Source organism: Halobaculum sp. EA56 (assembly GCF_051195075.1).
Taxonomy (GTDB): Archaea; Halobacteriota; Halobacteria; order Halobacteriales; family Haloferacaceae; genus Halobaculum.
The window spans coordinates 219530-234220 of sequence record NZ_JBNTJX010000004.1; the positions used below are offsets into that span (position 1 = coordinate 219530).

Here is a 14691-nt window from a genome sequence, read left to right on the forward strand (position 1 = left end):
GAGCCTCGGCTTCGGCGGACCCGTCGGTACCCGAGGTGCGCTCGACCGTACCCGTCAAAAATCGTCGGTCCGCGCGGGCGTTACTCCTCGACGGCGACGTCGTCGTCGTCGACCTCGACGGCCGTCTCCTCCTCGGCGGCGATCTCCTCGGGGCGCGCCTCCAGCGAGAGCTTCTGGACCTCTACCCGGCGGAGCGGGTAGACGGTCTTGGCCTCGCCGTAGATGGCCGACGAGAGCCGCCCCTCGACGACCGAGTCGACCAGTTCCGAGAAGGACCGCTCCTCGGCGGCGTCCTCGACCAGGTCGATCATGATCTGGCGGATGGCCTGCTCCTGGGAGCGGTCGGCCTTCTTCGTGGTGAACGCGACCGGGCTGACGCGCACGCGGTAGTCGTCGGTCGTCCGCACGGTGATGTGCAGGTCGACCTTCGAGGCGCCGCGGCGGACCATCGACCGGAGGTAGTCCCGCGTCAGCTCGTGCTGGATGAACTCCGTGTAGGCCGCGTCCGAGCCCACGTCGGTGATCTTGAAGATCAGCTTGATGTTGTCCTGTCCCTGGTCGCCCGTGATCTCGCCGAGCGTGGTCTCGACCGTGCGGCCGACGACCTGGTCGGGCTCCTCGGCCATCGTCTCGCCCAGCTCCGCGCGGTCGAACTGCTCGGGCGCGAGGACGGTGTACCAGCGTTTCCCCTGTCGTTGTCGTGAGACTGATCGTTCGCTCATGTGTCGTGTGTCTGCGGTGTCGCGTGAGTTGCGTGCGTCGTCGCTGTCGCGGATGCCGTCCGCGTCGTTCGAGTCGGCCGCGTCGGCCGCGCCGGTCGCGCCGGTCGCACCTGCCGCGGCCGCCGTGTCGTCGGTCGTCGCGTCGTCGTCCGCCTCCCCTCCCGCCGCGACCACGTCGTCGGCCACGTCGAGGTTCACGAGGTAGTCGTCCACGGAGGCGAGGAGGCCGCCGGTCGAGCCCCGCTCGATGCGGGTGGTGACCGTCCACCCCTCGCTCGCCGTCCGGATGTCGTCGGTGTTGTCGGGCGCGATCGCGGCGGCGACCGTCCGGGCCGTCGCGGCGTCGGCGTGGGTCGTCTCCACGACCGCGGTCCGCGCGAGGTCGTCGCGGGCGTCGGCGTCGTCGTCGCCGCCGCGGCCGCGACCGACGCCGTCGTCCGCGCGGTCGGCCCCGCTCATCGCAGCGCCTCCCTGAACGCGCCGACGAACGCCTGCACGTCGCCGCCCGAGAACCGGGCGTCGCCCGCGCGGGCGTCGCCGACCACGTCGTACCCGTCCGGGTCGTCGCCGTCGCCGCCGGCGCCCTCGACTCCCGCGCGGAGCGCGGCGGTCACGTCGGCGGCGCCGTCGCCTGCGGCCGCCGCTGCGTCGTCTGAGACGACGAGCGCGACCGGCTCGGGCGACCGGAAGTCGCGGACCAGCCGAGCCGCGGTCGCGAGCGCCGACGCGTCGCCGGGCTCCGTCTCGACGCGGTAGACGAGCGCGCCGTCGTACCGGCCCGTCGTCGGGTCGTCGAGGAGCCCGTGCGCGCGGCTCGCGTGCTCGCGCCAGACCGACCGCGCCGCGTCGGCGACGTCAGCGCCCAGCGCCAGCGACACCCCGAGGCCGGGGCGCTCGCGGGCGAGCGCCGACAGCACGTCGGCGTGACCGCCGAGCGTCGCGAACGGCCCGGTCGGGGTCGCGTACGGGCGCAGCGCCCGCTCGACGGCCCCGACCGACCGCTCGGGCGCGTCGCGTTCGCCGGTCGCGTCGAGCGCGACCGCGGAGGCGAGCCGACGGCGGTCGTCCTCGGTCGGCTCCGGGCCGATTCCGAGGTCCGCGATCAGCTCGCGCGTCGCGTCGGTGTCGCCGGAGTACGGCGCCCGCAGCAGCGTCGAGTGCGCGAGGCCGTCCGCGAGGTCGTCCGTCGGCACCGCGAGGCCGGGGCGTCGCTCGACCAGCCCGCGTCGCTCGGCCGCCTCCAGCAGGCCGCCGCTGCCGTCGTCGCCGGGGACGGCTCCCGCGGCGGCGACGCCGGCGAGCCCCGTCAGCGGGTCCGGCTCGGCGCCCAGCGCGTCGACGACGGCCGCGGCCGCGGCCGAGACCGGCCGGTCGCCGGGCGCTATCGCCGTCGCGTCCGGGGCGGCCCACCCGAGCGTCACCGCGCGTCCGTCGCCGTCGGGGGCGACGCGCTCGCGGGTCGTGCGGACTTGGAAGGGCGTTCCGCGGTCGCGCAGCGTCCGGGCGAGCAGCCCCGCGGCCGCCAGCGCGTCGCCCGTCGGACGGGCGTACGCGCGGACGAACTCGGCGGCCGACAGCGCCGACGCTACGCGCTCGGGGTCGACCCCGGCTGTCGCGTCGGCGTCGGTGTCGGCGGCGGTGGACATCGTGGACGTGTGGCTCGTGACTGTGTGGGGGGCTTACCGGTCGTCCTGGAGCAGGTCGACGGCGACGTCGTAGCTGTACCGGAAGTCCTCGTCGAGCTTGTCGCCGCGGTAGTAGTCCGCGAGGCGGCGGATCTTCGACTCGGTGTTCTGGAGCGCGCGCTTGTTCTGCGCGTCCTGGCCGTTCTCCTCGACGTGCTCGCGGAGGCGCACCGCGCGCTCCATGAGGTTGCGGAGGTCCTCCGGCAGGTCGTTGCCGGCGTCGTGCTCCTCGAGGATCTCGGTGACCTTCTTGCCGGTCGCGAGCTTCACGTTCGGGACGGGCGTGCCCTTCACGCCCTCGTCGCGCAGTTTCATCCCGATGACGCTCGGGTCGTGACCCTGCTCGGCCAGTTCGACGACGCGCTCCTCGACGTCGTCGGCGTCGACGTCGCTCCACTCCGGGGGTTCGTCTGCCGCGGGGTTGTCCGAACCGGACGACCCTCGACGGCGGGTGTGCATTCGTGCCATTGTGTTCTCTGAGTTGGAACGTCGGCCGCAGAAGCGAGCCACCGCCGGCTGTCGCTCCCGAGCGCGCCGCCTAGCGCGACCGGGCAGTCCGACGGGGGCACATCCGCAATCCCGAGCCCGTCGCGGGCGAGTCAGATTTGCGGCCGTGCTGTTCCCGTTCGACACCTCTCGACGGCGGGCCTAATGGCTTTCCATCCGCCCCGCGGGCGTGGTGACGAGTACCGTGGAGGGCGGCAGTCGAAGCCCTTAACTACCGAACCGCGATACTGAGAGGTGCAGGCGGGCTCGTAGATCAGTGGTAGATCGTTCCCTTGGCAGGGGAAAGGCCGTGGGTTCAAATCCCACCGAGTCCACTGTCTTCTGTCGACTCACCGCACTCATTCCCGAGCCGACATCTTATTCTCATAACTGATTTTTCGAACAATACCTTTATTACGGGTTCCGCGTCTATCGGACGAATACAGTACTGCCGGGGGAGCGAACCCTCCAGGGGGGCTGTGAACACACAGAGCCATGGACTTCAACGCACTACTCGACGACGAACGCGCGGTCAGCCCGGTTATCGGCGTGATCCTGATGGTGGCGATCACGGTGATCCTCGCGGCTGTGATCGGCTCGTTCGTCCTCGGTCTGGGGAACAGCGTGCAGCAAACGGCACCGAACGCGAACTTCCAGTTCGATTTCGAAGACAACGATGGGGACGGTGACTACAATGTCACTGCAACCCACACAGGCGGTGATACGATCTCCGACGCGGAGAGCGTGAACCTGACTGACGGGAGTACGACCGCTTCGTTCAACACGCCGGTATCCGCCGGGGATTCGGAGACGATCAACAACGTCGCAAGCGACACCACCGTCCGGGTGATCTGGACCTCGGAGAACGGCGAGACCTCGCAGACGCTCGCCGAGGAATCGACGCCGTAACGCGGTCGAACGGTCGACCGTCTTTTTTAACATCGATTCTTTAGACACCGAACGGACCGACAGATCCGTAGCTTGGTGCGGAATTCAACGCTGATACCCCGAGACCAACCCTTAAGAGGCTGGTCGACCTCGTTGCAACGATGTCTACTTGGGGGGGTCGGGACCGACGGGCACAGGGGGACGTCATCGCGCTCGTCCTGCTGGTCGCGGTCACCGTCGCGGGCGCGACGACGGTCGTCGCGCTCGGCGGCGAGGCGATCACGGGGATACAGGACGCCGCGACGACCGGCGCCGCCGAGCAGTCGATGACGCAGTTCGACTCCAAGACGAGCCTGGTCGCCCACGGCGAGAGCGCCGTCCAGCGCGTCACCCTCGCCGGGAGCGCGGACGCGACCCGGAGCGTGGACCCCGACGCGGGGTGGATGAACGTCACCGTCAGGAACACGACCGACGGCACGGTGCGGACGGTGCTGACCAACACGACGCTCGGCGCGGTCGTCTACCGCGAGGGCGACACGACCGTCGCGTACCAGGGCGGCGGCGTCTGGCGCCGGACGGACAACGGGAGCACGATGGTCTCGCCGCCGGAGTTCCACTACCGCGAGACGACGCTGACGCTCCCGCTCGTGACCGTCTCCGGCGACGCGCGCCTCGACGGGGAGGTGGTCATCCGGCGGAACGGGACCTCGACGGCCGTGTTCCCCGACGCGTCCGCCGGGCGCTCGAACCCGCTCACGCGAGGCCGGGTGGTCGTCACCGTGCGGAGCCGCTACTACGAGGCGTGGGGACGGTTCTTCGAGCAGCGGACCGGCGGGAACGTGACCGTCGACCACGCCGCCGGCACGGCCACCATCGTGCTCCAGACGCCGGTGGAGACCCAGACGGTGACCGGGGCGGTCGTCTCCGGGTCCGGGACGGGGTCGATCACGATCCAGAACGGGGCGTACATCGACAGCTACAACTCCTCGAACGGCACCTACGCCTCGACGGGCGGCCTCGAAACGACGGTCGTCGCCTCCGACGGCGTGAAACTCGAAAACGACGCGGACCTCGACGGGGACATCGAGTCCGGCGCCGACGTGAAACTGGAGGACGACGCGCGGGTCCGTGGCAACGTCTCCTACACCGGCTCGCTGACGATCGAGGGGTCCGCGACCGTCGACGGGTGGACCGCCGCCAACGCGTCGGTCGACGATCTCGACCCCGTCGACGGGCTCATCGACCAGCGCCGCGAGGAGTTCGCCGACTCGAACGACAACGATCAGACGACGGCCATCGACGACTCCACCGACACGCTGAACGACTGCGGCTCCGGCTGCACCCTCACGGCCGGCCGCTACTACGTCCACGGGTTCACGCTTCAGAACAGCGAGCGGCTGGAGATCGACACCAGCGGCGGGCCCGTCGAGGTGGTCGTCCTCGGCGACATCACCCTCCAGGACGGCGCCGTCGTGAACGTCACCGGCGGGGGCGTCGCGCGCTTCTACCTCGAGGAGAAGGTGACGATCCAGGACCAGGCGAACGTGACCGTGACCGACCAGCGCGCGCCGGGGCTGTGGTTGTACATGAACCCGAGCAAGCAGGCCAAGGTCCAGGGCGAGTCGACGTTCGTCGGCGTCATCTACGGACCCGGCGGCGACGGAGGCAGCGGGGTCGACATCACGATCCAGAATCAGGCCGAGGTGTACGGGGGCGTGGTCGGGGCGGTCAACACCATCCAGAACGGCATCGAGCTCCACTTCGACCGGGCGCTGCTGAACGAACGAGCCATCCCCGGCGGGGCGGCCCTCCCGCGGATCACGTACCTCCACGTCTCCGTCACCGAGATCGAGGTCTCGGAGGACTGAGCGATCGGGGGCTCGGCGGACCGACGACGACGGGGGCCGGACCGGTGCCGGCCTCCGGACCCGGGGCGGTCGGCGTCGGCTCCGGGGCCGCGGGCGACGGAGCGCTCGGATCTCGATTCATGCTGTCGGACGAACGCACGTCACGACTGTCGCCACCCCGGGGTGGCAACCCGCTTCACGACGGTATATCCGATAGTGATTGCGACGAGTCAGTCCGGGAGCGACCGCACGCCGGCGTGCGGTCGCACCGGGACATGGTCGTAACGATCACGATGACGGTTTCACCTCACCGGTCCAGTTGGACCGCGACCGTCGTCTGCTGGATCAGGACGCTCTCGGCGACGTACTGGTACGTCACGGTGCCATCGGCGGCGGCGGCGTCGACGGGCGTCAGCCCCCGCGACTCGAAGTACCGCTTCCACGCGCCCGCCCGGGGCGAGGAGACGGTGACGTTCACCCGGATGTCGGCGCCGTCGGCCGAGCGGAGGCCCCCCGGGACGGACCGACCGACGACGTTCCCCCGGACGACCACCGTGGTCGTCCCCCCGAATGCGGCCCGGCTCCCCGAGCGGCCGACCGACACGAGCGAGATCACCGCACGGTCGTCGTCGAACACCCACCCCGGTCCCCGGCGCATCACGGCGGCGTCGCCGTCGCGTCTGACCACGGCGCCGTGAACCGCGACGACGGTCGTGTCCCCCCTGGTGTAGGCGATCGGCGTCGCCGCCGAGGTGACGGTGACGTCCTCCTCCGTGCTGTTGTCGACCGCGTTGACGGTCACCGTCGTCGTGCCGTTGACCGAGAGCGTCCCCCCGTTGAGTTTGATCTCGGTCGCCCGGCTCGGGGCACCCTCCCGGGCCATGTCGTCGAGGTTGCCGTCCAGCACGACGAAGGCCCGCTCCATGTTCTGGAGCTGTTCCTGAGACCGGTACTCGACCAGGGCGGGGTAGCCGGCCGCGTACACCGTCCCGACGGTGAGGACGACGAGCGAGAACACGAGGACGAACCCGATCGTGTCGCTTTGCGCCCGGGTCACCCGTCTCGCACCTCCAGGCGCGAGCCGGTGTAGACGATCTCCACGTCGCCGCCCGCGAGGCTCGCGTTCGCCACCGGGGTCCGCGTCGCCGCGCCGACGACGACGGAGACGCGAACGTCCGTCGCGGTCACCTCGACGGTCGGCGGGGGCCCCGACCGGACCGTGACCGAGTAGGTGGTGCCGGCGACCGTCCCGGGGAACGCGACGTCGACGGACACCTCGGTCGCGCCCGCGGCGACCAGTCGGTCGGCCGCCATCAGCCGCGCGGAGAGCTGCTGGCCGATCACCTGCAGCGCCTCCCGGGTCGTGTCCTCCCGCTGGCGCTCCACGGTCCCGCCGGCGGCGACGAGGAGCCCGCTGATCAGGACCGCCGTGATGCCGAGCGTGAGCACGTACGACAGCGTGGTCGACGTCGCCCGATCGCGGCGGCCGCCCCGCCCCCTCGCCTGCGACGGCCGTCCCCCGCTCGCGTCAGTCATCGTGTTCACCCGGGGCGACCCGGATCTCCGCGACGTACCGCAGCTCGCCCGTCCGGTACCGGATCGTCGCCTCGACCGCGTACACCGCCGGGACGTAGTACGGCGAGTCGGGGTCGTCGCTGAGCGTGCCGTCGTTGAGCGTCACGAGGTTCAGGAGGCTCGCGGTCCCCCTGACGGTCATGTCGTAGGTGCCGGCCGCGTTCGTCCCGTTCCGGAACGACAGGTCGTAGGCGGTCGCGACGCCCTCGCGCCAGTCGAGTCCCGGGCACCGCTCGCCCGCGAGCGTCCCGTTCGTGAAGCCGACCGACGCGTTCGGCGCGTCCACCGAGCACACCTCCGTCGCGCCCGCCGCCCCCGCGGGACTGGTCGCGACCGCGATGTCGCCGGTGGACCGGTTTCGGTAGACGAACGCCTCCCAGGTCGCGCCCGTCGAGTTGCTCGTCACCTCGACGGTGAACGCCCCGTCGAGGGTGCTCGCGTTCGTGCTCGCCAGCGACGAGCGCTCGACGGTCGCCGCGAACGCCCGGGTCCGGTTCGTGTCGTAGGCGATGGTCCAGTCGGCCGTCCCAGGGGCGGAGGTGAACTCCCTGGTCTCGTTGCGGTGGCGGACGAGCACGCCGTCGACGGACGCGAGCGTCGAGCGGTCGACCCGCGCGAGCGCGGCGTCGCGCGCGGCGGACTCGTGCAGCAGCGTGGCGAGCTCCACGACGCCGGCGGTGACGTTCTCCTCCAGGGCGGAGCGCGTGTCGTACTCTGCGGCGTTCTCACGGTCGACGACCCCGCCGACCCCGTCGACGACGGACGCGCGGAACCCGAGCGCGTTCCGCTCGCCGACGCCGGTGTCCCGGGTCGCGAGGTTCTCGGTGTAGATGGCCGTGTTCGCGAGCAGCACCAGCGCCACGAGCACCACCGCCAGCGCCAGGCCGGCGACGAGAACGAGTTGGCCCCGGTCCTCGCGAGCGTCGCCGTCGCCGTCCTCGATGAGGCCCCTCAGATCCGCCATACGACGATGCGCACCTCCATGACGCCGAACAGCGGCCCGTCGGGGTCCGCGTCCGGGGCGTAGAACCGCCCGTCGGCGGCCGCCGCGGAGACGTTGCCCGACCCGTCCGCGAGCGGGTCGTCGTCGTAGAGGACGACCGTCCGGGCGGCCGAGACGGCGTTGTCGCTCGGCGACCCCATGTACACCATCCGCGTCGTGTCGTACCCGCCGCCCGCCGTCCGGTAGCCGACTCCGACGTTGAACGCGATCCGGTCGTCGCCGAAGGTCCGGTTCAGCGTCGCGCCGAACGCCGTCGGCGGGCCGCCGCCGGCGTAGACGCCGTCGCCTCCGGACCCGATGAAGCGCTCCCTGCTCGCGTTCCAGTGCAGCAGCGTCGGCGCGAGGGTGCCGTTCTCCGCAGCGGCAGCGAGCGTCCCCTCGGCGACGGCCGCCTGCTGGTTCTCGATGTGCTGGTTCGAGGTACTCGCCGTCAGCGGCGTGACAGCGGTGGCCTGCAGCGCGAAGAGGACGCCGCTCAATACGATGATCGCGGCCGCGAATCCCTCCAGCGTGTGTGCCTGTGCGCGCATGGTCACCACACCCTCACGACGACTGTCGCGTCCGCCCCGTCGAGCAGGACCGCCCGCCGCGCGACGGACACCTCCGCGCCGCGGGGCGGGTCGGGACCCGCCGCGAGCGTGACGTCGTTCCCGCCCCCGTCCGGGAGTTCGGCGATCCCCGCGTCGCCGACGACGGTCACGTTCGCCGTTCGCGCCGGGGAGACAACCCCGAGGGATCCCTTCAGGTCCGATGCGTCCGTGTCGTACCGGCAGTCGCCCGACAGGTCCGGCCCCGCGGTGTCGAAGAACGCCGCGGTACAGGTCGCGTTCAGGACCGCCGGCCGCGCCGGGTCGTCGACGAGCAGGTCGGCCGCGACCCGGTCGGCTCCCCGGTCCGCGACGACGACCGCGTCGGTGGCGTCCCCGGTGAACGGGGTCGTCAGCGACGGGGCGAACGAGAACACGAACGCGACGACGAGCAGGAAGACGCTCACGCCGACGGCGTAGTCGATCGTCGTCTGTGCGCGCTCGCGGACGGACGGTCGCGTGCGCGACGCGTCGTTCCCCCGCCCCGCGGTCGCGTCGGGAGCGCTCCGACGCCGACGGCTCATGCGACCACCACCCAGACGCCCAGCGCGACCGACAGGAGGACGACGACGAACTTCATCCCCGAGACGATGTCGGCGCTGCGGATGTAGCCCGCGATGACCCCCGAGAGGACCGCCTGGATCGTCACCGCGTGGAAGAACAGCACCGACAGCCGGTCGACGTTGACGCCCCCGGCGAAGCCGCCGGAGCCGAGTCCGCCGCCGCCCCCGCCCCCGCCGCCGGTGCTGCCCGCCTGCTCGGTCAGCCCCGCGAGCACGTCGAGGAACCGGAGCTTCAGGATCGCCATCACCGCCAGCAGCGTGAGGTACGTCATCAGGATGATCGCCACCTGCATCCGGGTGCGCGACTTGCGCTCGCGCTCGATGTCGTCCTGGTTCTCGGAGGCCTGCGCGGCCGTCGTCAACACGTCGGTGATCTGGCTCGACGCCTGCTGCGCCTCCGAGATGAGCTTCACCGTCCGCGCGAGCCGCGGGATGTGATACTTGTTGTTGAACTCGACGAGCGCCTCGCGGAGGCTCATGCCGTAGTTCACCTTCGCGTACATCACGTCGAACTCGTCGGCGAGCTTCCCGGTCGAGGTGTCGGCGGTCGTCCGGATCGACTCCAGCAGCGTCTGGCCGGTGTCGTTGGCCGACGAGAGCTTCCGGAGGTTGTCGGAGAGCTTGCTCGTGATGCCCGAGCGCCGGATCTGGTGCCACTCGTAGAACACAACCAGCGGGATCAGCGTCAGGTACGCCGGCACGTACACCCAGATGAACGTCCCCCACACCGGGGCGTCGATGAAGCCCTGGAAGGTGGTGGGCGCCCGGCCGGCCGCCAGCGCGACCCCGAGCACCACCAGCGCCGCCGGCACCGTGAGCGCCAGCGTGAACAGGGGGTTGTCCCGGAAGAACAGGTGCGGCGCCTTCAGCAGCTCGCCGGTCTTGTAGGTCCCCTCGCGCGACCGGATGCGGTCGAACAGCGAGAACTCGCCCGTGAACACCTCGACCAGCCCGAGGTGGAACAGTCCCTGGCGCTGCTCCTCGGCGAAGTGGTCGTCGACGCCGCCGGGGTCGAGGTAGCCGTCGCCGGGCTCGTCCTGCTTCACCGTCGAGACGAGCACGAGGAACCCGACGCCGATGAGCGGCGTGAGGATGTAGACGGTCGCGGTGAGCAGGAAGTCCTGCCCCTGCCCGAGCATCGACATGATCACGAGGATGATGATGAGCAGCAGCGGGAACAGCGACAGCGTCATGTACATCTCGCCGAACAGCTCCAGCGTCTCCAGCGTCAGCTCCTGCTGCTGTTTGGCCGTGCGCAGGTGCTTCTCCTTCTTGTCGTAGAGGAACCGCTCCATGTCGCCCCCGGAGTTGATGATCGACAGCATGTCCGTGAGGAACTGCGCGAACTCCTCGCTGGGCGTCTCGATCGACTGCTGGCGCACCGCGTTGCGGTAGTCGGTCCCGAAGTAGTTCGTCTCCTGGACGATGCTCTGGAACTCCTTGGACACCTCGCCGTAGGTGTCGTCGGCCTGCGCCATCGCCTCCAGGATCTCCAGTTGATTGAGCCCCCCGACCGACAGCGCGTACATGAACGAGACGGCGTCGGCGAGGAGCATGTTGATCTCCCGCTCGCGGGCGTCCGCCCGCTGGTACGGGATCGCGAGCAGGGTGCCGAACCCGAGCCCGAACCCGATCGTCCCGAACACCAACCCGCTCAGCAGCACAGCGGCGGGCAACTTCAGCGACTCCAGCAGCGCGGCGAGTTCGGGCGACCTGACCGGGATCCCGAGGCCGATGGACTCCGCGCTCACCAGCCCCAGCGCGAACACGCCCCAGCCGACGAGCGTCCCGACCAGCCACAGCAGCCCCCCGACGAGGACGCCCACGCCGAGCGCGCGCGAGACGTACAGCTCCACGGGCTGGTTCATCCGGGCCTCGGTCAGCTTCTCGCCGACCGACCCGACGAAGTCGCCGTCCTCGTCGAACAGCCGGCGGAACAGCGGGTAGAAGGCGTCCGCGAACCCCCTCGCGTCGCCGAACGCGCCGGAGTCCGTGTCGAGGCTCATCTACCCGTCCCCGTCCCCGTCGTCGGCGGGCTCGAACTCCCCGAACCCCCAGTCGTCGATCGCCTCCCCGTCCCCGTCCCCGTCCGGGTCGTCGTCCGACCCGGCGTCCCCGTCGTCGTCGGGATCGACGCCGTCCTCGAACTGGTCCACGGCGTCGAACGCCGCGTCGTCGCCCGGACCGCCCCTGGGGGCGTCCCCGTCCGCGCCCCCGTCGGGCGCCCCGACGGCGTCGCCCGCGGCGTCGTCGCCGACGTCCAGCGGCTCCGGTCCGATCCCCTCGAAGGGGTCGGGCTCCGGCCCGTCGGTGTCGGCGTCGCCGGCGTCGGGGGCGTCCCCGCCGGCCGCGTCGATCAGCTCCTCGCCGGCGCCGGGGTCGGCCGCGACCTCCCCCGCCGGCTGGACGTCGCCCAGGGCGGCGGCGACGCTGTCCGTGCGCTCGCCGCGGTACGGCTCCAGTATCGACTCCGCCTCCGCGAGGATCTCCTCGGCCTCCCGCGCCTGCGCCTCCGAGGGCTCCGGCCGGGGGACCATCTCCTCCTTGTCGGGGTCGACGTCGATGAGCACCGACTCCATCTCCCGGAGGTCGTCCAGGCTCGCCTCCAGGCGCTCGTTGGCCATCAGCGAGAGGATCGTCTCGGGGTCGTTGATGAACGCCTGCAGCGTCGCCGCCACCTGCGTGTACGTGTTGAGCCCGCGGTCGATGAGGTACGCCAGCACCGCCCGCCGCTTGAGCAGCTCCTCGTTCAGCGTCTCGGCGTTCCACCCGCGGTCGAACATGATCTCCTGGAGCGTGTTCGAGTCGCCCATGTGGAGGAACTCGTCCGTCTCCGCCTGCCACTGGTACACGTCCTGGACGTTGATCTCGTCGTTCTCGGCGTCGTAGTGGTTGATCTCGGTGAGCGACTTGTTCCGGCGGACCTTGCTCCCCTGAACCCGCGTCTGCGTCTGGATCGACACGAGGTCCAGCGCCGTGAACATCGTCTTCGAGACGTTGATCGGCTCGGTGGTGAACCGCTTGAGCACCTCGCCGACGTTGTCCGCGTGGAAGGTGGTGTAGGTGGTGTGGCCCGTGGACATGACCTGAAAGAGGGTGCGCCCCTCCTCCCCGCGGATCTCGCCCATCACGATGTAGTCGGGGCGCTGGCGGAGCGCGGCCTCTAGCAGGTCGAACTCGTCGACGTCGCCGCCGTCGTCGTCCGCGAAGGAGGGGCGGGTGACGGAGGCGATCCAGTTGCGCTGGGGGAGTTCGACCTCGCGGGTGTCCTCGATGGAGACGATCTTCGAGTTCGAGGGGATGAACAGCGAGACGGCGTTCAGGCTCGTCGTCTTCCCGGAGGCGGTCCCGCCGGCGAAGATGAGGCTCTTGTGGTTCTCGATGCACAGCCACAGGAACGCCATCTCGTCGAGGCTGAACGTCTTCCAGTTGATGAGGTCGATCGGCGTGAACGGGACGTCCTTGAACTGGCGGATCGTGTAGTTCGTCCCGTGGTCGGACACCTCCTTCCCGAGGGTCAACTGGGCACGCGAGCCGTCGGGGAGCGTCGCGTCGACCTGGGGTCGACGCTTGGAGATGCCCTTCCCCGAGCGCTGCGCCAGCTTCACCACGAAGTCGTCCAGCTCCTGCTCGCCGTGGTAGACGTTGGTGATGATCTGCTCGTAGTCGGAGTGGTAGACGAAGACCGGGGAGTTGTACCCGTCACAGGAGATGTCCTCGACGTTGATGTCGTGTTTGATCCCGTCGATGCGCTCGTAGCCGACGAAGTCGCGTTCGAGGTAGTACAGCGCCTTCCGGACGGTGTACTCGGTGAGCGTGTCGGGGTCCTCCGCGACGACTGCCGGCTCAGGCCGGGCCGCGATCCCCTCGATCTCGCCGCCGGTGTTCGGGACGGTGACGCCGAGCGCCCGGACGAGCCGGCCCGCCGCGCCCTCGTCGTCCACGTCGACGCCGAACAGGTCCGCCACCTTGTCGCCGAGCCCCGGCCCCGCCTCGCGCTCGTAGAGGTCGTAGCGTTCGAGCAGTTCGTACGTCTCGTCACGGATCGTACGCCGCCGGTGGTCGTCGTCGGCGGCGACCTTACCCTCGTCGGCGTACTTGATCGCCGACCGGAGCTTCCCCTCCAGGAAGTCGATCAGGTCCGCCTCGATCGGGTTCCGGTACGGCTCGACGACGTAGTACTTCTTCTCGTTCTCCTTCGTCGAGTGGAAGACGATCACGAACGAGTACGGCTCGTTCACCCAGTAGCGCTCGACCTCCTGGAAGTGGCGCTTCTTGGGTATCGGCACCGCCTTCTCCAGGTCGTAGCGGTTGGCGATCGTCGTCGCCCCGGTCACGTCGCTGAAGAACTCGTCCTCGTCGACGTCGTCGGCGACGTTCACCGTGCGCTCCTCGACGACCTCGTCCACCTCCGGCGCCCGCTTCGCCAGGTGCCCGAGCGTCTCCTCGACGCGGTTCGGGTCGAAGCCCAGCGCCTCCGCCTTGTCCTCGTCGGTGAACTCGAGCGGCTCGCCCTCCTCGTCGGTCGGGGGCTCGCCCTCCTCGTCGAGGAAGTACTCCTCGCGGTAGTCGTCCCAGGTGTAGATGTCCTTCCAGACCGGCGTCTCGTCGTACGCCAGAAGCGGGGAGCGCTCCGCGATGGACTCGCCGAGGGCGCCGGCGCGGCCGACCTCGGCGGGGAACTCGCCGGGTGCGGTCCCCAGCGACTCCGCCGCCTCGTCGGCGACGCCGACCGCCTCCAGGTCCTCGGCGGTCGCCGCGCGGACCTCGGTCCTGACGACCTCCTCGCCGCGCTCGTTCTCCTCGGTCACCTCGACCCGGACGCGGTCCGCGAGGTCGTCCGCCGCGTCCTCGTGACCGTGGTCGCGCAGGAAGTCGGGCCACGTGTACTCCCCGACGACGGCCGCATCCCCCGAACGCCCCTCCGTCCCCGACGGGTCCTCCGACCCGACGGGCGGAGACGCGTCAGCCTCGTCGGTAGCCATTGGGTCCACTCTGTCCGGGCGCTACGTTAAATGCTTGCCCTCTCTATCACCGCTGAGAAAAACTTCTGACGGGCGAATAACGTGTCGAGACGGCCGATCTCATAGATCGGTCGACACGTTCGTACCGAAATTGCCGGTACTGAAACGAACGGTCGATCCGCTCCCGGGTGCGGGGACGGGAGTCACGCGGGCGATGGGACCGAGCGAGTGTGACTACGTCACGGCCGTCGAGCGAACACAGTGAACGAGACGGGCGTGACGGGATTCGAACCACGGGAAGACGTGCTCACTCCGCTGCGCGCGTCTTCTCTACTTCGAATCCCGTACGCTACGCGGTCGGTCTCGCGATG

At 70.2% G+C, this 14691-nt stretch carries 12 protein-coding genes, 1 tRNA gene and 1 pseudogene; 3 read left to right on the forward strand and 11 right to left on the reverse strand.

All coding sequences use genetic code 11. The annotated features are described in order from the left end of the window. Positions 1-80 precede the first annotated feature (80 nt). From ACQUQ1_RS09030 to ACQUQ1_RS09045, 4 genes and pseudogenes are all read right to left on the reverse strand, one after another. Positions 81-722: a 30S ribosomal protein S3ae gene (locus ACQUQ1_RS09030; protein ID WP_435064128.1), complete on the reverse strand. Its 642-nt coding sequence runs from the start codon at positions 720-722 to the stop codon at positions 81-83. A 180-nt stretch (positions 723-902) separates the two neighbouring features. After that, positions 903-1181 (reverse strand): annotated as a pseudogene (locus ACQUQ1_RS09035) (KEOPS complex subunit Pcc1); the annotation flags it as partial. After that, the gene (locus ACQUQ1_RS09040) at positions 1178-2368 is read right to left on the reverse strand and encodes an exonuclease RecJ (RefSeq protein WP_435063951.1); all 1191 of its coding nucleotides are present in this window, start codon (positions 2366-2368) and stop codon (positions 1178-1180) included. The pseudogene ACQUQ1_RS09035 and the gene ACQUQ1_RS09040, both read right to left, overlap by 4 nt. Positions 2369-2401: 33 nt before the next feature. Further along, positions 2402-2875, reverse strand: coding sequence for a 30S ribosomal protein S15 (locus tag ACQUQ1_RS09045; RefSeq protein WP_435063952.1), 474 nt, complete (start codon positions 2873-2875; stop codon positions 2402-2404). 281 nt (positions 2876-3156) lie between these two features. Here ACQUQ1_RS09045 and ACQUQ1_RS09050 point away from each other — a divergent pair. From ACQUQ1_RS09050 to ACQUQ1_RS09060, 3 genes are all read left to right on the forward strand, one after another. After that, positions 3157-3228, forward strand: a tRNA-Ala gene (locus ACQUQ1_RS09050). Positions 3229-3388: 160 nt separating this feature from the next. Next, positions 3389-3802, forward strand: coding sequence for a type IV pilin (locus ACQUQ1_RS09055; protein WP_435063953.1), 414 nt, complete (start codon positions 3389-3391; stop codon positions 3800-3802). 140 nt (positions 3803-3942) lie between these two features. After that, positions 3943-5649 (forward strand): DUF7289 family protein, encoded by a 1707-nt coding sequence (locus ACQUQ1_RS09060; protein ID WP_435063954.1) that lies wholly within the window; start codon positions 3943-3945, stop codon positions 5647-5649. 286 nt (positions 5650-5935) lie between these two features. On the opposite strand, the gene ACQUQ1_RS09065 is transcribed toward ACQUQ1_RS09060, so the two are convergent. From ACQUQ1_RS09065 to ACQUQ1_RS09095, 7 genes are read right to left on the reverse strand one after another with little or no spacing between them, the layout of a single operon-like run. After that, positions 5936-6685: a DUF7289 family protein gene (locus ACQUQ1_RS09065; RefSeq protein ID WP_435063955.1), complete on the reverse strand. Its 750-nt coding sequence runs from the start codon at positions 6683-6685 to the stop codon at positions 5936-5938. Next, the gene (locus ACQUQ1_RS09070) at positions 6682-7164 is read right to left on the reverse strand and encodes a DUF7266 family protein (RefSeq protein ID WP_435063956.1); all 483 of its coding nucleotides are present in this window, start codon (positions 7162-7164) and stop codon (positions 6682-6684) included. Before ACQUQ1_RS09070 ends, ACQUQ1_RS09065 begins: the two co-directional genes overlap by 4 nt. Beyond that, positions 7157-8167 carry a DUF7261 family protein gene (locus ACQUQ1_RS09075; protein ID WP_435063957.1) on the reverse strand — a complete coding sequence of 337 codons (1011 nt, stop codon included), beginning with the start codon at positions 8165-8167 and terminating at the stop codon, positions 7157-7159. Before ACQUQ1_RS09075 ends, ACQUQ1_RS09070 begins: the two co-directional genes overlap by 8 nt. Then, positions 8155-8736 (reverse strand): DUF7288 family protein, encoded by a 582-nt coding sequence (locus tag ACQUQ1_RS09080; RefSeq protein WP_435063958.1) that lies wholly within the window; start codon positions 8734-8736, stop codon positions 8155-8157. The genes ACQUQ1_RS09075 and ACQUQ1_RS09080 overlap by 13 nt, the downstream gene beginning before the upstream one ends. A gap of 2 nt (positions 8737-8738) precedes the next feature. Beyond that, a complete protein-coding gene (locus ACQUQ1_RS09085) occupies positions 8739-9317 on the reverse strand; it encodes a DUF7287 family protein (RefSeq protein ID WP_435063959.1) in 579 nt (192 codons plus the stop codon). Further along, entirely contained in the window at positions 9314-11362 is a 2049-nt protein-coding gene (locus ACQUQ1_RS09090; protein ID WP_435063960.1) for a type II secretion system F family protein, read from the reverse strand. The genes ACQUQ1_RS09085 and ACQUQ1_RS09090 overlap by 4 nt, the downstream gene beginning before the upstream one ends. Then, positions 11363-14341, reverse strand: a complete 2979-nt coding sequence (locus ACQUQ1_RS09095) for an ATPase, T2SS/T4P/T4SS family (RefSeq protein ID WP_435063961.1) — start codon at positions 14339-14341, stop codon at positions 11363-11365. Positions 14342-14691 lie beyond the last annotated feature (350 nt).